Source organism: Pseudomonas lactucae (assembly GCF_016937615.1).
Classification (GTDB): Bacteria; Pseudomonadota; Gammaproteobacteria; order Pseudomonadales; family Pseudomonadaceae; genus Aquipseudomonas; species Aquipseudomonas lactucae.
Window position 1 is genome coordinate 1 of record NZ_JAFHKI010000044.1, and the last position, 18,277, is coordinate 18,277.

Below are 18,277 nucleotides of genomic sequence, written 5' to 3' on the forward strand. Positions count from 1 at the left end.
GATAGCGGTGGATCAGTCGACATATCCGAGACTGACACACCGTAATCGGGGGCAAGCCCCCTCCCACATTTTGATCTCCAGCGTGTCCAGAATCTTCATCAGGCTGTCATCGTCGCGTCATCCCTAAAGACCACTCTGTACTCCCGTAATCGCATTGGGAGACTCCAAATGGCCCGGCCCTACGAAGACAGCAACAGCTGCGTCAAAACCCGTCGTCAGCAGGAAGACCAGCGCCGCATGGCGTTCCGTCGCGCAATCGAAGACCGCTGCGATCAGCGCCAGCTGCTCCAGAGCATCAGTGACTATCCCGAACTGCACTGGCAGGCACCCGCGGCTGCCCAGCGAAGCGCTCAGCCAGCGCGCTGATCTGCACCCGTTCGCTGCGGATAAAGCCCAGGAACGCATGGGCCACCGGTGACAGGCGCTTGGCCTTGGCCTGCACCAGGCACCAACTGCGGTACAGCGGCAGCTCTTCCACCGGCAGCTCCTTGAGCCCGCCGGTGGCCAGTTCCAGGTTCAGGGCGTGGCGCGTCAACAACGCCACGCCCAGCCCCGCGCATACGCATTCACGCTGCGCCTCGGCCGAGGCCACTTCCAGCGTCTGGGTGAAGTGCACGCGTTTTTCCTTGAAGTATTCCTCACACGCCAGCCGCGTGCCGGAGCCCGGTTCGCGGATGAGCAGGGTGTAGGGTTCCAGATCCTGCAGGCGCAGCGGCCCTTGCAGGCTCAAGGGATGATCCGGCAGCGCCACGGCAACGATGGGGTTGTTGAGAAACGGCAGGAACTCCAGGCCCATGTCCTGGGGCACCATCGACATGATCACCAGGTCGTCGCGGTTGTCGGAGAGGCGACGAATGACTTGGGCGCGGTTGACCACGGTCAGGTGCAGTTGCACGTCGGGGTGTTGGCGCTTGAACGCGGCAAACAAATGCGGGACGAAGTACTTCGCGCTGGATTCAATCGCCAGCTTGAGCTGGCCTTGCAATGAGCCCTGCATGTCCGACAACTGCATATCGAGGTTTTCCAGGCGGCCGAAGATGTCGCGACTGGCGCGCTGCAGGGCTTCGGCGGCCTCGGTCATGTAGAGTTTTTTGCCGACGTAATCGAACAGTGGCTGACCGATCAGCTCTTCCAACTGACGAATTTGTAGGCTAACGGCCGGTTGTGTGAGCGACATTTCTTCGGCCGCGCGGCTGTACGAGCGCAAATCGCACACTTCATTAAAGATCTGCAGTTGACGCAATGTCATGCGCATCAATGACTTACGCATTATTTTCCTACTTCCGTGCCAGGCTGACCGGCCAACTATAAGTCTTTACTTATGCCCGACCCAATAATTATTGATTTTTGTTAATCCATCAGCGGGCTTAGTGTGTGTCTCGCGACTGTCATGAAACATTTAGTCACGCGCCGACCCGGCTCCAGCGGGTAGAAGAACGCAGCATCGGCTCAAGGGAATTTCCAAGTGATAAAAAAGATCCTGATCGCCAACCGTGGTGAGATTGCCGTACGAATCGTGCGTGCCTGCGCCGAGATGGGCATTCGCTCGGTCGCGGTGTATTCCGACGCCGACCGTCATGCGTTGCACGTCAAGCGTGCCGACGAAGCCCACAGCATTGGCGCCGAGCCGTTGGCCGGCTACCTCAACCCGCGCAAGCTGGTGAATCTGGCCGTGGAAACCGGCTGTGATGCGCTGCATCCTGGCTACGGTTTCCTCTCTGAAAACGCGGAACTTGCGGACATCTGCGCCGAACGCGGAATCAAGTTCATCGGTCCGGCCGCTGAAGTGATCCGCCGCATGGGCGACAAGACCGAAGCGCGCCGCAGCATGATCAAGGCCGGCGTGCCGGTCACCCCCGGCACCGAAGGCAACGTCGCCGACATCGCCGAAGCCCTTACCGAAGGCGACCGTATCGGTTACCCGGTGATGCTCAAGGCCACCTCCGGTGGTGGAGGTCGCGGTATTCGTCGTTGCAACAGCCGCGAAGAACTCGAACAAGCCTTCCCTCGCGTGATCTCCGAAGCCACCAAGGCCTTCGGTTCGGCGGAAGTGTTCCTGGAAAAATGCATCGTCAATCCCAAGCACATCGAGGCGCAGATCCTCGGTGACAGCTTTGGCAACGTGGTGCACCTGTTCGAGCGCGATTGCTCGATCCAGCGCCGCAACCAGAAGCTCATCGAAATCGCCCCCAGCCCACAGCTGACCCCTGAACAGCGCGCCTACATCGGCGACCTGTCGGTGCGCGCCGCCAAGGCCGTGGGCTACGAGAACGCCGGCACCGTGGAGTTCCTGCTCGCCGAGGGCGAGGTGTACTTCATGGAGATGAACACCCGGGTGCAGGTGGAACACACCATCACCGAAGAAATCACCGGGATCGACATCGTTCGCGAGCAGATCCGCATCGCCTCGGGCCTGCCGCTGTCGGTAAAGCAGGAAGATATCCAGCACCGTGGCTTCGCGCTGCAGTTCCGTATCAACGCCGAAGACCCGAAGAACAACTTCCTTCCAAGCTTCGGCAAGATCACCCGTTACTACGCGCCCGGCGGCCCCGGCGTGCGTACCGACACGGCGATCTACACCGGCTACACCATCCCACCGTTCTACGACTCCATGTGCCTCAAGTTGGTGGTGTGGGCGTTGACCTGGGAAGAAGCCATGGATCGCGGCCTGCGGGCCTTGGACGACATGCGCCTGCAAGGCGTGAAGACCACCGCAGCTTATTACCAGGAAATCCTGCGCAACCCGGAATTCCGCAGCGGCCAGTTCAACACCAGTTTCGTGGAAAGCCACCCTGAGCTGACCAACTACTCGATCAAGCGCAAACCCGAAGAGCTGGCCCTGGCCATCGCCGCCGCCATCGCCGCCCACGCAGGCCTGTGAGGAATATTCCAATGACTAAAAAGATCTTCGTAACCGATACCATCCTGCGCGACGCTCACCAATCGTTGCTGGCGACTCGCATGCGCACCGACGACATGCTGCCGATCTGCGACAAGCTCGACAAAGTCGGCTACTGGTCCCTGGAAGTCTGGGGCGGCGCGACCTTCGACGCCTGCGTGCGCTTCCTCAAGGAAGATCCGTGGGAGCGCCTGCGCCAACTGCGCGCCGCGTTGCCCAACACCCGCCTGCAGATGTTGCTGCGCGGCCAGAACCTGTTGGGCTACCGCCATTACAGCGACGACGTGGTCAAAGCGTTCGTCGCCAAGGCCGCCGTGAATGGCATCGACGTATTCCGCATTTTCGATGCGATGAATGACGTGCGTAACCTGCGCGTGGCCATCGAAGCGGTCAAGGCTGCCGGCAAACATGCCCAGGGCACCATCGCCTACACCACCAGCCCGGTGCACACCGTCGAGGCTTTCGTGGCCCAGGCCAAGCAACTGGAATCCATGGGCTGCGACTCGATTGCGATCAAGGACATGGCCGGCCTGCTGACCCCGTACGCCACCGGTGAACTGGTCAAGGCGCTGAAAGCCGAGCAGAGCCTGCCGATCTTCATCCATTCCCATGACACCGCAGGCTTAGCTGCGATGTGCCAACTCAAGGCCATCGAAAACGGTGCCGACCACATCGACACCGCCATCTCCAGCTTCGCCTGGGGCACCAGCCACCCGGGTACCGAATCGATGGTCGCCGCGCTTAAAGGCAGCGAGTTCGACACCGGCCTCGACCTGGAACTGCTGCAAGAGATCGGCCTGTACTTCTACGCCGTGCGCAAGAAGTACCACCAGTTCGAAAGCGAATTCACCGCCGTCGACACGCGGGTGCAAGTCAATCAGGTGCCCGGCGGGATGATTTCCAACCTGGCCAACCAGCTCAAGGAACAGGGCGCCCTCAACCGCATGAGCGAAGTGCTCGCCGAAATTCCGCGCGTGCGTGAAGACCTTGGCTTCCCGCCGTTGGTGACCCCGACCTCTCAGATCGTCGGCACCCAGGCGTTCTTCAACGTACTGGCCGGCGAGCGCTACAAGACCATCACCAACGAAGTGAAGCTTTACCTGCAAGGCGGCTACGGCAAAGCACCGGGTACGGTGAACGAGAAACTGCGTCGCCAGGCCATCGGCAGCGAAGAGGTGATCGATGTACGCCCGGCTGACCTGCTCAAGCCGGAAATGACCAAGCTGCGCGGTGAAATCGGCGCGTTGGCCAAGTCCGAAGAAGACGTGCTGACCTACGCCATGTTCCCGGACATTGGCCGCAAGTTCCTCGAAGAACGCGACGCCGGCACCCTGGCGCCGGAAGTGCTGCTGCCGATTCCGGAGGCGGGCGGTGTTGCCCCTGCCGGCGGTGAAGGTGTACCGACCGAATTCGTTATCGACGTGCACGGCGAAAGCTACCGTGTGGATATCACCGGTGTCGGTGTAAAGGCCGAAGGCAAGCGTCACTTCTACCTGTCCATCGACGGCATGCCGGAAGAAGTGGTGTTCGAGCCGCTAAACGAATTTGTCAGCAGCGGCGGCAGCAAGCGCAAGCACGCGACCGAACCGGGCCATGTCAGCACGGCGATGCCGGGCAATATCGTCGATGTGCTGGTCAAGGTCGGCGACGTGGTCAAGGCCGGCCAGGCCGTATTGATTACCGAAGCCATGAAGATGGAGACCGAAGTGCAGGCAGCGATTGCCGGCAAGGTCACCGCTGTTCATGTGGCGAAGGGCGACCGGGTGAACCCTGGGGAAATCCTGATTGAGATCGAAGGCTGATTACTCAGCCTTCCAACTACCGCTTAAACCTCGGGGGGGCATGTGCCCCCTTTTTTTTGCTGATTTTTTGACTATCAGGCGGTGATTGCCGGGCTCTCCTTGCGTTTGAATTCGACAAAAATGCCCTTCGGGGTGTAGATCAATTCAGGTTCCAGGGAGGTCAGGTTGCTGCTGATGGCGCCGAACCTCCCATCAATGGTGGTCGCTTTGGCGATGGGTAGCTGGCGCTTGAGCAACTCGTCGCTCTCTGGCTGTACGTCAAGGTGCAGGGTGGGGTTCCCCAACGTTAATGTGTTGCCGACGTTCAGCACAGAGTGCTGTTGATCCACGCCGATTTTGAAATTCACGCTCGATCCTGGTTTCAGATTCAGATCATTGGTGATCCTTGTCCGCGCCGTAATCGCGGGGTCGAGCAGCAGGGTGCCGGCTACGTTAAGATTGTCGACGTTACCGCCGGAGTAGCTCGCGCCCGGCTCGATATCCATTGTGCCCTTGATCCCACCACGGTTGATCAACGTCGCGTCGCTGTACACCTTGCCTTGTCGGTTGGCGTGCAGTGCACCGGTCAGCTCCCAGGAGCCTTTGCCGACCCACAGATGCTGCATTCTTGTCGCCCCTTCAAAAGTCCCTCCTTCAGCATCGTCGAGAATCACCTGATTGGTGCCACTGCCCCCATCCACTTCGCCGTTGAAACGGCTGCCTTTTTTGATAATCAACAGATCGTCACCGCCTCCCATGTCGAGGGCTACGCCGTTGCCGCCGGTGATAACGCCCTGATTGGTCACTTCATCGGCTTTATTCCCGTCCAGCTTCACACCCGTGCCTGTTGCACCGGTGATGCCCCCTCGGTTATCCAGCCAGACGGAGGAGAGCCCGGAGCTGACCAAGCCATGAACAGGCGCCTTGATCTGTACATCCGGGCTGTTGACGATTTCAACGGCTGTCATGAGGTGGGGGTTAGCCAGATTGGCGTCGCTTTGGGTCAGTTTGGCCAAGTGGTCGATATTCATACCGTGACTGCTCGCTGAGCCTGGGGTAGTCATGAGTTTGATGGTATGGGTATTGAGCAAGCCATTGGACGGTTGGCTATGGGCAGTCTTGAGCTCGCCAGACATCGCTGGCGGGTGTACAGGTGGTTGCGATGGTGTGGCCGGGGTGACGGCAATGGCGAGATCATGGTTTCCGGCCTCTTCGGTGTAGGAGGCCGGAGTGTAGCGAGCAAAATCACCGGCTTAATGTCAGGCGTTGTAACCGGCTTGAGCGTGAAGTTTCCTCAGTTGCTGTCTTAAAACCCCATCTTCCACTCGCCTACCAGCCCATGGTTACGGCTGTTACTGCGACCTCAGCGGTGTACGCGACGCTCAGTGCCTGATGAGCAGAAAGGCCTATGTCCAACCCCGTGCGCAGGGCCAGGCTGTCGCGGTTCAGCGAGACGCCATCGACGGTGAAATCACTCTTTTCTCCGGTCAGGTCAATCAGTCGGGAAGATTGCTTCACGCTGCTTTGCACGTCGCCGTAGAGGTGCTTCCAGTGGGTGCTCAAATGCGGGGACAGGCTCATTTTGTTATCAAAACGATAAAGGCTGCCCAAGCGAAGCCCCAGGGTGCTGCTGAGGTTTTGCTGGGTTTGCGCACCGACATTCAACGCCGCAAAGCCGCCTTTTTCCTTGAAGCCTTCACGATGGTAGCGCTGGTACCCCAGGCCTGCGAACGGCTCGACGCTTAACGTATCCTTGCCAAGCTGGTAGCCCATTTCGCCAAACACGGTTTGGCTTTGGGCCGTGTATTTGCCTTTGAGTTGCTCGCGATAACCCAAGAAGTCGATATCGACACCGCGTTTGTTTTGCCCGTCATGGTTGCTGTAGATGGCACCCAGGCGCAGAGCCAGCGGGCCGTCCTGGCGTACGGCGTATGCGCCCAGATGCCAGCTGTCGAGCGCTGCTTTGAAACGCTTGTGCTCAAACTCGCTTTCGGATTCGCCTCCCACCACACCGGCACGCCAAGCGTGATCGACTGCCCAGTCGGCGCCCAGAACAACGCCCTTGGTGCTTTGCTGCAACCCGACGCTGCCATATTGGCCATCAAGTTTGCCGTTGTGGCTGAGGCCTTTTACCCAGAGGCGGCCATTGGCATCGTCTGCGACGTTTGCTGGCAGGTCGCGCAGGACCGAGAGCAGCGTGTCGCTGACCTGTTGCGTGCTCATTTGGGTGGCTGCGGCAAGGTTGGCATTCTGGCTGCCCGCGAGTTGTTCGAGGGCCTGAGCGACCTTCCCCGGCGCGAGGTTATTGAGGTATTCGCCGATATTGTCCAGTTCGTACCTGTCCCAGGGGGTAAGTTTGTCTGATTCAAGTAGCGATTTGACCGCCGCGTCCACGGCCAGGGCCAGGCGCTGGCCGTTGCGAGTGTTTGTGTGTTCGGCCAGATAAAAATCGACGGGGGCGTCTGTCGAAAGGCGATGCAAGACGCCGTCACGATTGATTGACCCGGCCAGTTCTGTGATCCCGGACCGATCGAACACGTGTTCCACGCTTTCCTGCGCTTGGGCAAATTGAATGGTGCTGGCGGCCAGCCCGAAGGACATGACGAGCACGAGTCGCTGTAAGGTGAATGGCATGCAGTCCCAACCTCTTGATTAATGAGGCCGGGAATTTAGGCGAGGTGAGGGGGGGATAACTGTCAGGCCATCGACCCCTGATTTGCGGGAGTTGTCTCTAGTACGGTGCGATTAAAAACTCATCTGCCATTGGCCGGTCAGCGAATGGTTGCGGCTGTTGCTGCCCACTTCGCCTGTATAGCCAAGGCCCAGGCGATGGCGGGCGGATAAGCCCAAGTCCAGGCCCGCTTCCAGCAACAGGCTGTCCCGATCCAGGGCGCTGCCTTGCACATTGAACGCCGTGCCCCCGCCAGGAAAGCCTGGCCGGTGGTGCTGTCGACATCGCCATAGGTGTGCTTCCAGCCAACGCTGGCGCGGGGTGTGAGGCTGACGCTGTTGTCCAGCTGGCTCAGGTGCGCCAGGCGCAGGCCGAAGGTGCTGCTGAAGTTGTCCTGGGTCTGGCCCTTGACGTGTAACGCAGCGGCGCCGCCTTTTTCGTTATAGCCGTCGCGCTGGTAGCGCTGGTAGCCGAGGTTGGCGAACGGCTCTGCACTCAAGCGACCTGTGCCAAGGGCGTAGCCCAGTTCAGCAAAAGCTTGCTGGCTGTTGGCGTCATAGTCGCCTTTGGGGCGGTCGTTAAAACCATTGAAGGCCACCGTGCGTTTACTGTCGCCTTGGTGCCCGCTGTAGGCAGCACCCAGGCGCAAGGCCAGTGGGCCACTCTGGCGCAGGGCATAGACGCCGGCGTGCCAGCTGTCGACGCTGCCGTCCACACCGGTGGTGTCCAGGTCGGTCTTGAAATAACCCCCAGCACACCCAGGCGCCAGTTGCCGTCCAGCGCCCAATCGGCACCGAGCACTGTGCCGTTGGTGCGTTGGGTCAAACCGTTACTGCCGTGCTCGCCGTCGAGCTTGCCGTAGCTGCCGATACCTTGCAGCCACAGGCGGCCGCGGGCGTTCGGGTCATTGAGGTTGCGCACCTCGGCGGGTACGCCGGTGGCCGCCAGTGCGGGTGTGTCTTTGCCGTCCAGCCCCACCAGCAGTCCCGCACCGCCGCCCACCTGGTGCATGGCGGCGAGCATGCTGTTGCCCACTTGAGCACTGGCATTGAGGGTGGCGCTGGTGAGGCTGGCAGTGCTGCTGCCCGCCAGTTGCTCGATGGCTGCACCGGCTGTGGCGGTGGTGATATTGAGCAGGGCGTTGTACAGCGGATTGTTCGTGCCCAGGCCCGCCAGGCTGCTGGCGGCGCTGGCACCGTTGGCGGTGCTGGCGAACTGGTTGAAGGCGATGTCGTTACGTGTGTACGTGAGACCGACCTGAGTGGCGCTGTAGTCCAGGGTTGGGATCAGGAAGGCGTAGTCGCTGGTGACCTTGCCAAACGTGCCGTTGATGCTGCCGGCTTGCAGCACGCTGTAATGGCTTTGCCACGGGTAGGTGCCTTCGCCGGGGTTGACCGCCAGGGTCGCGCCATTAAGGTAAGCGGTGCCGCCGACCTTGATCGGTGCGCTACTGCCGTCGGCGTTGACGCCATAGGCGAGGGTCGAGCTGCTGCCCATGCGCAAGTCACGGGTGATGGTGGCGGTGCCCAAGGCGGTGTTGGTCTGCAGGGTGCCGTTCACCAGCAGGCTGCCCACCGAGCCGCCGCCGGCATACACGCCGCCTGCATCGACCGTCACATTACCGGCAATGCCGCCTTGGTTGACCAGCTTGGCACCGCTGGAAATCTTGCCGCCGTCGCTGAAATCACCCTGGCCGGTCAACGTCCAGGTGCCTTGCTTGACCTCCAGCCATTCAAGGTTGCGGCTATCGCCAAAACTGCCCCCTGCGACGTCATCCAGGGTCAGTCGGTCGTAACCGCTGCCGCCGTCCACCGTGCCGATAAAGCGGCTGCCATTGCGCAAGATCAGGTGGTCGTCACCGCCGCCCAAGTCCAGGGCCAGGCCATTGCTGGCGCTGATCGTGCCGCTATTGATGACCGTGTCGGCGTAGTTGCCGACGAACTTCACGCCAAAGCCATCCAGGCCCTGAATCGTGCCGTGGTTCTCCAGGGTGGTAGCCGCGAGCCCCGGCCCGTCGCTGCCGTCGTCCACCAGGATGGCATTGTTGGCACCACTGATCAGCGCGCCTTTGGCGTTGTAGATAGCGCCACCGCCCAAGGCGATCCCTTCGCTACCGTTGGCGAAGCCGTTCTTGTCGACACCCCCGGCGCCGACACCCTGGATGACGCCGTAGTTTTCGATATGGGCGATCCTGTCGATGTCCACACCGTCACCGTCGCCATCCGGTTGTAGCCCGGAGAACGCGCCGGTGATGGTGCCGTGGTTGATCACAGTGCCGTCGCCATCGGAACCAAAGCCCGAGCCGTTGCGGCCGATCACCGTGCCGTAGTTGGTCAGCGTGGCACCCTCGTCCGTGGTGATGCCATGGCGGCCACCGGAAATCAGGCCGTAATTGGTGACCGTCACGCCGCTGGCGGAGTCGATGTCCACGCCATCGAACTTGTCATCGCGGGAGAAGGTGTTGCCGGTGGAAATCTCGCCGTAGTTAGTGATAGAGGCGTTGGCGCCGGTCTTCATGCCGTCGCTGGCCTCCCCGCGAATCAAACCACCGGCACGGTTGATGATGGTGGTGGTGACGTTGCTGCTGCGCAGCGCATCCAGGTCCAGCCCTTGGCCGGTGGCCGAGCGAATGGTGCCACTGTTGTCGATCAGCACGCTGCCGCTGGCAAAGTTACTGTTGATGCGCAACGCATCATTGGCGCCTTGGATCACCCCGCCGGCGAGGTTGTAGATGCTGTACCTGCGCTCCCCGCTGACACTCCCCGAACTGTCGATACCCCGACCGCCACTGGAGACCAGCTTGCCCGCGTTAGTCACTACCACCCCTGCACCGCGGGTGCCGTCCTTGAGCGTCACCGCCACCCCAGAGGTTGTAATGCTGCCAGGCGCCGACGTGGTCAACGTATCACTGCCACCCAAGGTTTGCCCCTGGGTGGTAGGCGTGTCGATCTGCAGGGTCTTGGCTGCGGCTGCTTCAATGAAACCGCCGCTGGCCAACAGGGTGATGGCGAGCGCGAGGCGTTGAGGACATGGGGGCATGCTGGACGACCTTGTTATGGCAAGCGAGTCGACCTGCATAGCGGAGGGGAGTTGCAGGAATGTGTCGCAAAAATGACGATTAAAATGTCTGCATTAAATTGCATATTTTCAGATAACTGACGTCTATATCTGCATTTTAATGCGTATATAAGCCTATCTATTGATAAGAAATGCACTATATTGCAGTTGCTCCTCTCGTCGCCGCTTAGCAGGTGCACTAAATTGCATAAAGACACCGCTTACTCTTTGACGCTGCAGATTTTCACCGCCGGGCTCTGGCGTGATGCTATGCGACTTGAGTTTCCTGAACCGCAAAAAGGTTTTGTCGGGCCCTGCAGGTTTCATTACCGCCAGGATTATCTTGTCGATCACCTCGAAGATATCCAGCAGCCTTTCTGCACCGCTGTCAGTGCCCGGTTCCCACTGGATTGGGACGTTACAGTGCTCAAGTCAGCCCCCGCTTTTTTGCACGATATCGCGCCAGCCGGCGCGGCAAAGCGCTTTTTGATGCAGCGTCTTGCTCGTGAGAACCCCCAGGCCATCGATGTCGATTTGTTTTTGCTGGGGCGCAGTACGCCAGCGCCAATTGGCAACATGCGGATCAAGGAGTCCATACAAGCCCTGGGCGGTGAAATGCCGATGGGATTTGCACGGCATGATGTCATCAGTCGCGATAACCGCTTCCTGGAATATGCCTATGAACAAGGTGCTGCCATAGGCGGCGCTACCGGAGCAGGTGGCGAGGCACCGAAATTGTTGATGACCCAAGGCGTAGATGGCTTGTTGTACCCAGACGCGATCCTGAATGACGATGACGTCGCTCAGCACTGGTTCATCAAGTTCGCGCGCAACCAGGCCACGCAGACTGATCAAGATATCCTGAGAAGCGAGTACCACTATTACCGGGCGCTTGAGTCTCTTGGCATCGAAACGGTTGCCACCGACGGGCTGGCGCTGGAAGAGGCGACAAAACCCAGTCTGTGGATGCATCGTTTTGATCGCAGGCTGGGTGAGGGCGGTGTTGAGCGGCTGGCCGTCGAGTCGATCTATTCCTTGGCCGGCGTGACGAACCCTGGCAGCTACATGGATCATCTGGAAGTGGTGAGGCTGTTGGTTGCTCAATGGCGAGCCGTGGGGCAAGAGGACCAAGTCGCAGATCTGGTTGCAGAGTACCTGCGCCGGGATTTGTTGAATAAAGTGCTGGGTAATTCGGATAACCACGGTCGTAATACGTCGATCATCCGAGAACCCGAAGCGCTGCGCCTAGCCCCCATTTATGATTTGGCGCCCATGGTAATGGATGCTGAAGCAGTCACTCGAACCACCAAATGGCCCAAACCCTTGGAAATCGCCGGGGATATCAATTGGAGAGCGGTATGCGAGGCTCTGGCCGACCTCGTCGACCCCGAGCAGAGCTTTGAAAGCCTGCGACAAACAGCCGAGCACCTGCGCGCATTACCGGATCTTCTGGTGGCCAGTGGCGTGCCCGCTGTGACCTTGAATCACCCAAGCATCCCATTAGGGAAACTGGACCTGCGCCTCAAACAGTGGGGGTTGAGATGACGATCAGCATGGACGCCCGTGCGCTGTTGATCGGCAGCGTCGAACAAGGCTTGGCCGATGGCTCGCTCGAGCTGGGCGCCGCCGTACGCCGCCTGCGCACCGAAGTGACCGGCCTGCACCAAAGCCAGTTCGCCAGAATGTGCAAAATTTCGGTGCGCACCCTGGTGCATATCGAACATGGCGAGGGCAACCCAACCCTGAAATCGCTGAATGCCGTATTTCGGCCCTTCGGTTTGCAGATGGGCGTGATCAAGGTACGGCGCAACAGACTCTGACCGTCAACCGCGCCGCACGTAGCCCTTGCCGAAATGCCGCTCCATCCGCGCCTGGATCAGTTCCAGGCCCAGGGACATCACCCAGTAAATGATCGCCGCCGTGGTGAGCATCTCGATGTAGCGGTAGCTTGAGCGTCCGTAGGATTGCGCCAGGAACATCACTTCCCACACGCCCATCACCGAGATCAGCGACGAGTCTTTGAGCATCGAGATGAACTGGTTGGTGGCCGGCGGAATAATCGTGCGCATGGCCTGGGGTAGGGTGACGTGCCAGAAGATCGTACTGTCGCGCATGCCCAGCGCCAGGGCGGCTTCGCGCTGGCCGTGGGGCACGCCGAGGATACCGGCGCGGAAAATTTCGCTCAGGTAGGCGCCGTAATTCAGCGACAGCGCGATGATCCCGGCGACGATGGCGCCCGGTACCAGGCCCAGTTGCGGCAAGCCCAGGTAGATCAGCAGGATCTGGATCAGCAGCGGCGTGCCGCGAAAGAACGAGGCGTAGAATGTGGCAATGCCAAACGCTACCGCGCTTTTCGACAGGCGCCCCAGGGCGGTGATAAAGCCCAGCACCGACGATGCGGCAATCGCGCACAGGCACAAGAACACGGTCAGCGCCGCGCCTTGCAGGAAGCCATTGGGCGCCAGGTGCAGGCCGACCAGGTTGGGCAGCTTGTCGAGGATGATCGAGAACTTCAGGTCAAAGCTCAGGAAAAAACCGGCAAACAGGGCGAACAGCGCCGTCCAGGTCAGGTAAAGCCGTATGCGAAAGCTCATTGGCTGATATCGGCGCCGATCCATTTCTGCGACAGCATGCTCAAGGTGCCGTCCTGTTTCAGCTGGGCGAAGACTTCACGCACCTTGCTGTCCCATTGTGGGTCGCCTTTTTCGATGGCCACCGAGTTGGGCTCCGAGTACAGCGGCTCGCCGGCCAGCTTGAAGCGCTTGTCCTGACTCAGGCGCGGCTGGGCCGTGACCAGGTTGGTGAGGATCGCATCCAGGCGCACGCCGGCACCCAGGCCCAGGTCCTGGAACGCCACGTTGTCGGTGTCGTAGGGGGCTATCTGTACATTCTCGAACGGGTATCGCAGTTGCTTGTCTTCGGCGCCTTCGATCACCAGGTTCTTGTTCAGGTAGCTTTCATAGCTGGAGGCGCTGGTGAGGCCGACTTTCTTGCCGCTCAGGTCCGCAGCGTTGTGGATGCGATCGTCCGTGGCGTTGACCACGATCACGGCGGGGGAGGCGTAGTACTCCACCGGGAAATCAAACACCTCGGCGCGGGCCTTGCTCGGGGTCATCGAGCAGATGCAAATGTCGTAGCGCCCGCTCCAGCGGCCGGCGGCGATCACGTCCCATGATGGCGTTTCCAGGCGCAGCTTCACGCCCAGCTTTTGCGCCACAGCCTTGGCCACGTCGACGTCGAAGCCATCGAGTTGGTTCTGGTCGTTGAGGAAGGAAAACGGCGGATAGCTTTCCATCAGCACGCCGACCAGTTCTTTCTTTTGCTCGACACGATCCAGCGTGGCACCGCCAAAGGCTTGGGTAGAAGCAGCCAGCATCGTCAGGCCCAGGGCCAGTAGCGGTTTAAGTTTCAAAATCGACACCTGAATAAAAAAGAGGTTGTTATTAACCGGGTGGTACGCATTAAATAGTTATAAGAACGACTCTCATAGTGAGTTATTTTCATAAGCTTATGAGTAAAAAGAATATGGCCGCAGAAACTGTAATTCTCGATGGCGGCATGGGCCGTGAACTGCAACGCCGTGGCGCACCGTTCCGCCAGCCGGAGTGGTCGGCGCTGGCCCTGAGCGAAGCGCCGCAGGCAGTGGAGGCCGTGCACGCAGCCTATATCGACAGCGGCGCCAACGTGATCACCAGCAACAGCTACGCGGTGGTGCCGTTCCATATCGGTGAGGCGCGGTTTGCCGCCGAAGGCCAGGCACTGGCGGCACTGGCGGGGGAGTTGGCGCGACGTGCGGTGGACGCTTCCGGCAAGGCCGTGCGTGTGGCCGGGTCGCTGCCGCCGCTGTTTGGCTCCTATCGCCCTGACCTGTTTAAGGCTGAGCGCGTCACCGAACTGCTGACACCGCTGGTGCGGGGCCTGGCACCGCATGTCGATCTGTGGCTGGCCGAAACCCAGAGTTCAATTGCCGAGGCGCGGGCGATCCAGGCCGGTTTACCGGCGGATGGCAAGCCGTTCTGGCTGTCGTTTACCTTGAAAGACGAAGACACCGACGACGTACCGCGCCTGCGTTCGGGCGAGCCCGTGGCGCAGGCGGCCGAGGCGGCTGCGCAATTGGGCGTGCAGGTATTGCTGTTCAACTGCAGCCAGCCGGAAGTGATCGGCGCGGCCATCGACGCGGCGCGTGACACCTTCGCGCGATTGGGCGTGGCGATCCAGATCGGTGCCTACGCCAACGCCTTCCCGCCGCAGCCCAAGGAAGCCACGGCCAACGATGGCCTGGACCCGCTGCGCGACGACCTCGACCCGCCGGGTTATCTGCATTGGGCTGCTGATTGGAAAGCCCGCGGCGCCAGTCATCTGGGCGGCTGCTGCGGCATCGGGCCAGAGCACATTGCGGTGCTGGCCCAGCGCCTGAGCAACTGACTTCCCACTGATCAAAACTGTGGGAGGGGTGTTAAATCTGGGTACGGCACTCGGCCAGCGTTTTCAGCTGGCCAGAACCCGCCTGGTTCGCCTCCGACAGCCACGCCTCGAACCCCCCTCCTACCGCTGGCCATTCCGAATCCAGAATCGAATACCACGCCGTATCACGGTTCTGCCCCTTGACCACCATGTGCTGACGAAACACCCCCTCAAACGAGAAACCCAGCCGCTCGGCCGCGTATTTGGAGCGCGCATTGCCGTTGTTGCACTTCCACTCCAGGCGACGGTAACCCTGGTCGAACGCGTACTTGGCCAGCAGGTACACCGCCTCGGTGCTTTTCGGCGAGCGCTGCATCGGCGCGCCGAAGGTGACGTGGCCGATTTCGATACGGCCCTGGGCCGGTACGATCGACATCAGGCTGAGGATGCCTTGCACCTCGCCTGTCGCGCGGTCGACCACGCTGAAGAAGTACGGGTCGACATGGGTCGCATGGTTGTTCAGCCAGGCATCGAATGCACTGCGCTCGGCAAACGGTCCGTAGGGCAAATAGTCCCACAGCTTGGGGTCGGCGCCGGGGCCTTCGAGGGCTTGCCAGAGTTGATCGGCGTGGCGCGCGGGGTCGAGTTTTTCCAGGCGGATAAAACGCCCTTCGAGCAGTTGAGCCGACGGCGCCGGGGCGCCTTTCCAGTGGGCGAGGGAAGTGGACATGCTGCGCTCCTTAAAGACCTTTGCGAAATTGGATGAAACCCGGGCGTTCGGCGATGCGTTCGTACAGCTGGATCGCGGTGGCGTTGGTCTCGTGGGTCAGCCAATGCACCTTACAGCAGCCATCGGCCTTGGCGGTGGCGTACACGAACTCGATCAGTTTGCGACCAACCCCGGTGCCGCGCTGGGCCGGGTCCACCAGCAGGTCTTGCAGGTAGCAGGAGTTCTCAATGCTCCAGTTGGAGCGGTGGTAGATGAAGTTGACCATGCCCACCGCCTTGCCATCCTGCCAGGCCAGCGCCGAATGGGTCGGCTCGCTGGCATCGATCAGGCGTTGCCAGGTGCTTTGGCTCACGGCGTCCGGTAACTGGGTGTTGTAGAACGTCAAATACGCCTGCCACAACGGCAGCCAGGCGGCATGGTCGGCGGCGGTAACGAGACGGATGTCGATCGGGCTCATTCTGAGGCTCCTTGGGGAATAAAGCGCGCGAGGTTTTGGTCGCGCACGTCGAGGCTGGCGGCCAGCCGCTCGCGCACGCCGGCGATATCCGCCGGGCTGCGGTTCTGGCTGAGTTTGCGTTTGCCGATCAGGCGCTTGATCGGCAGGGCGAAGCCGACGATGGCCTTGAGCATGCCGTCAATGTAATCGGCCGGTGCGTCGCTGACTTTCCACGGCTCGGCACGTTCGCTTTCGTGTCTGTCGGTGAGGGCGCTGACCATGTGCAACAAACGCTCGGCATCGGTAAACACCTCGGCCTTGCCGTAGGCGTGCACGGCGATGTAGTTCCAGGTGGGCACCACTTTGCCGTGCTCGGCCTTACTCGGGTAAAACGCCGGGCTGACATAGGCCTCGGCGCCGGCAAAGATCACCAGGGCTTCGCTGCCGGCCTGCAGCTCGTGCCACTGCGGATTGGCCTTGGCCAGGTGCCCGTAGAGCGTGCCGTTGGGGCCTTCATCGGGGTTGAGCAGCAATGGCAGATGGCTGGCATTCAGGCCGTGCTCGCCGAACGTCACCAATTGTGCCAGGCGGGTGTGCCGGATCAACTGCTGCAGTTCGGGCAAATCATCCAGGGCAAAGGCGCGCGGTGTGTACATGATTATTTTCCTTGGCGAATGCCTGCATCCTAGGCAGGCTAATGGTCTGTTGTAAGAGCCATCTAGGGTCAATTTCATAGGTCCAATATGTCGCCGCACTCGCTACCGCTGTCCTTCAACCCTGCCGGCATCGAACTGGACCGGCGTCAGGGCCTTACCCGCCAACTCTATGAGGCGCTGCGCCAGCGTGTGTTGGATGGCCGCCTGGTCAGCGGCACGCGTTTGCCCGCCAGCCGTGACCTGGCCGCAGCCTTGGCCATTTCGCGCAACAGCGTGGTGCGTGCCTACGACCAGTTGTATGCCGAAGGTTTTATCGAGGGACGTGTCGGTGACGGCACTTATGTAGCCCAACTGCCCACGCCAAAAAAATTATCCACAAAACCATCCACAGGGTTGCCCACAGGCTTATCCCCAGGGTTATCCACAAACTGGCTTAATTTACCGGTCAATGCGTCAGGCGGACTTATCCACAGGCCGGCGCTGGGAAGGGTAGAAAACCACCACCTGCCGCCACCACCGGCCGGGCCTCCCAAAGCATTTCGCGTGGGCATACCGGCCTTCGATCTGTTCCCGTTCGACGTATGGGCCAAGCTCAACGGGGCTTTCTGGCGTAAACCAGACCTGCAGCAACTGTGCTACGGCGACCCGGCAGGGGATGGTCGCCTGCGCGGCTTGATCGCCGCGTACCTGCGCAGTTCGCGCGGCATGCAGTGCACACCTGAACAAATAATGATCACCAGTGGCGCACAGCAGGCGATCAGCCTTTGTGCACAGCTGTTGGTGGAGCCTGGCGACGGGGTCGCGCTGGAAGACCCCGGCTATCGCGCGGCAGGCCATGCGTTCGCCTTGGCCGGCGGGCGCCTGCATGGCGTGCCGGTGGACAGCGATGGCATTGATTGCCAGGCCCTCAACCGTCTGAGCGACTGTCGCGTGGCCTATGTCACGCCTTCCCATCAATACCCGCTGGGTGTAGTGATGAGCCTGGCGCGGCGCCTGGAACTGCTGGCCTGGGCCGAACGCAGCAACGGCTGGGTCATCGAGGACGACTATGACGGCGAGTACCGCTACAGCGGCGCCCCGCTGGCGCCCCTGGCCGCGTTGGACCGCAGTGGGCGTGTGCTCTATGTCGGCACGTTCGGCAAGGTGGCCTTTCCGGCGTTGCGCCTGGGCTATTTGGTATTGCCGCCCGGCCTGGTGGATGCGTTTGCGCGACGGCGCGCGTCGATGTACGACACTCGGAAGTCAGCACTCAGGCGGTGATGGCTGAGTTCATGGCGGCCGGGCACTTCCAGCGGCATATCCGACGCATGCGGCGCGCGGCGTTGAGCCGACGCAATGCCTTGCTGGCCGGCTGGCCGAGCGGGATGCCCGGAGTCGGCCCATTGCCAGGCGTGGCGGCGGGGCTGCACATGACCGTGCGCGTCGACACCCTGGCCCGCGAACAACAACTGCTTGAGCAGGCCCGGACGGTGGATGTGGAGGTCAATGGCTTGAGCAGCTACTGGCTGACGAACTCCACCACGCCAATGGACCAACGCGCCGGCCTGGTACTGGGTTTCGCCGCCGTGCCCGAACCCGCGATTGCCCTGGCACTGCAGCGTTTGCGCGAGGCCTGGCAACCTTAAATAACTACCGTCTACCTG

At 60.9% G+C, this 18,277-nt stretch carries 14 protein-coding genes and 2 pseudogenes; 7 read left to right on the plus strand and 9 right to left on the minus strand.

Going from position 1 to position 18,277, the window contains the following annotated elements; genetic code table 11:
* Nucleotides 1–168 precede the first annotated feature (168 nt).
* Complete coding sequence (locus JWR98_RS29345; protein WP_078735289.1) at nucleotides 169–366, plus strand: PA3496 family putative envelope integrity protein; 198 nt, start codon at nucleotides 169–171, stop codon at nucleotides 364–366.
* On the opposite strand, the gene JWR98_RS08675 is transcribed toward JWR98_RS29345, so the two are convergent.
* Nucleotides 296–1,270 (minus strand): LysR family transcriptional regulator, encoded by a 975-nt coding sequence (locus JWR98_RS08675; protein ID WP_078735288.1) that lies wholly within the window; start codon nucleotides 1,268–1,270, stop codon nucleotides 296–298. The genes JWR98_RS29345 and JWR98_RS08675 overlap by 71 nt on opposite strands.
* A gap of 195 nt (nucleotides 1,271–1,465) precedes the next feature.
* On the opposite strand from JWR98_RS08675, the gene JWR98_RS08680 reads away from it, so the two are divergent.
* The gene (locus tag JWR98_RS08680) at nucleotides 1,466–2,881 is read left to right on the plus strand and encodes an acetyl-CoA carboxylase biotin carboxylase subunit (RefSeq protein ID WP_010565910.1); all 1,416 of its coding nucleotides are present in this window, start codon (nucleotides 1,466–1,468) and stop codon (nucleotides 2,879–2,881) included.
* Between the two features lie 11 nt (nucleotides 2,882–2,892).
* Complete coding sequence (gene oadA, locus JWR98_RS08685; RefSeq protein WP_078735286.1) at nucleotides 2,893–4,701, plus strand: sodium-extruding oxaloacetate decarboxylase subunit alpha; 1,809 nt, start codon at nucleotides 2,893–2,895, stop codon at nucleotides 4,699–4,701.
* A gap of 74 nt (nucleotides 4,702–4,775) precedes the next feature.
* Here the strand turns inward: oadA and JWR98_RS08690 are convergent, their stop codons facing one another.
* From JWR98_RS08690 to JWR98_RS08700, 3 genes and pseudogenes are all read right to left on the minus strand, one after another.
* Nucleotides 4,776–5,711: a hypothetical protein gene (locus JWR98_RS08690; RefSeq protein WP_205489771.1), complete on the minus strand. Its 936-nt coding sequence runs from the start codon at nucleotides 5,709–5,711 to the stop codon at nucleotides 4,776–4,778.
* Between the two features lie 298 nt (nucleotides 5,712–6,009).
* On the minus strand, nucleotides 6,010–7,314 hold the full coding sequence (locus JWR98_RS08695; protein WP_341870865.1) for an autotransporter outer membrane beta-barrel domain-containing protein: 1,305 nt from the start codon (nucleotides 7,312–7,314) through the stop codon (nucleotides 6,010–6,012).
* A gap of 111 nt (nucleotides 7,315–7,425) precedes the next feature.
* A pseudogene (locus JWR98_RS08700) lies at nucleotides 7,426–10,390 on the minus strand (autotransporter outer membrane beta-barrel domain-containing protein).
* 222 nt (nucleotides 10,391–10,612) lie between these two features.
* Between JWR98_RS08700 and JWR98_RS08705 the strand changes: the two are divergent.
* Together JWR98_RS08705 and JWR98_RS08710 are read left to right on the plus strand one after the other, a co-directional pair.
* Nucleotides 10,613–11,953, plus strand: coding sequence for a type II toxin-antitoxin system HipA family toxin (locus JWR98_RS08705; RefSeq protein WP_205489773.1), 1,341 nt, complete (start codon nucleotides 10,613–10,615; stop codon nucleotides 11,951–11,953).
* Complete coding sequence (locus JWR98_RS08710; RefSeq protein WP_205489774.1) at nucleotides 11,950–12,228, plus strand: helix-turn-helix domain-containing protein; 279 nt, start codon at nucleotides 11,950–11,952, stop codon at nucleotides 12,226–12,228. The genes JWR98_RS08705 and JWR98_RS08710 overlap by 4 nt, the downstream gene beginning before the upstream one ends.
* Before the next feature lie 3 nt (nucleotides 12,229–12,231).
* Here the strand turns inward: JWR98_RS08710 and JWR98_RS08715 are convergent, their stop codons facing one another.
* Both JWR98_RS08715 and JWR98_RS08720 read right to left on the minus strand, forming a co-directional pair.
* Complete coding sequence (locus JWR98_RS08715; protein ID WP_078735281.1) at nucleotides 12,232–13,002, minus strand: amino acid ABC transporter permease; 771 nt, start codon at nucleotides 13,000–13,002, stop codon at nucleotides 12,232–12,234.
* Nucleotides 12,999–13,820: an ABC transporter substrate-binding protein gene (locus JWR98_RS08720; RefSeq protein ID WP_003176997.1), complete on the minus strand. Its 822-nt coding sequence runs from the start codon at nucleotides 13,818–13,820 to the stop codon at nucleotides 12,999–13,001. The genes JWR98_RS08715 and JWR98_RS08720 overlap by 4 nt, the downstream gene beginning before the upstream one ends.
* Nucleotides 13,821–13,933: 113 nt before the next feature.
* On the opposite strand from JWR98_RS08720, the gene JWR98_RS08725 reads away from it, so the two are divergent.
* Nucleotides 13,934–14,833 carry a homocysteine S-methyltransferase family protein gene (locus JWR98_RS08725; RefSeq protein ID WP_078735280.1) on the plus strand — a complete coding sequence of 300 codons (900 nt, stop codon included), beginning with the start codon at nucleotides 13,934–13,936 and terminating at the stop codon, nucleotides 14,831–14,833.
* A gap of 31 nt (nucleotides 14,834–14,864) precedes the next feature.
* Here JWR98_RS08725 and JWR98_RS08730 read toward each other — a convergent pair whose 3' ends face one another.
* The 3 genes from JWR98_RS08730 to JWR98_RS08740 are packed head-to-tail and all read right to left on the minus strand — an operon-like array spanning nucleotide 14,865 to nucleotide 16,634.
* The gene (locus tag JWR98_RS08730; RefSeq protein WP_205489775.1) at nucleotides 14,865–15,542 is read right to left on the minus strand and encodes a GNAT family N-acetyltransferase; all 678 of its coding nucleotides are present in this window, start codon (nucleotides 15,540–15,542) and stop codon (nucleotides 14,865–14,867) included.
* Nucleotides 15,543–15,552: 10 nt separating this feature from the next.
* Nucleotides 15,553–15,999, minus strand: a complete 447-nt coding sequence (locus tag JWR98_RS08735; RefSeq protein ID WP_078735278.1) for a GNAT family N-acetyltransferase — start codon at nucleotides 15,997–15,999, stop codon at nucleotides 15,553–15,555.
* The gene (locus tag JWR98_RS08740; RefSeq protein WP_078735277.1) at nucleotides 15,996–16,634 is read right to left on the minus strand and encodes an FMN-binding negative transcriptional regulator; all 639 of its coding nucleotides are present in this window, start codon (nucleotides 16,632–16,634) and stop codon (nucleotides 15,996–15,998) included. Before JWR98_RS08740 ends, JWR98_RS08735 begins: the two co-directional genes overlap by 4 nt.
* A gap of 87 nt (nucleotides 16,635–16,721) precedes the next feature.
* Here JWR98_RS08740 and pdxR point away from each other — a divergent pair.
* Nucleotides 16,722–18,259 (plus strand): annotated as a pseudogene (gene pdxR / locus JWR98_RS08745) (MocR-like pyridoxine biosynthesis transcription factor PdxR).
* Nucleotides 18,260–18,277: the final 18 nt, after the last annotated feature.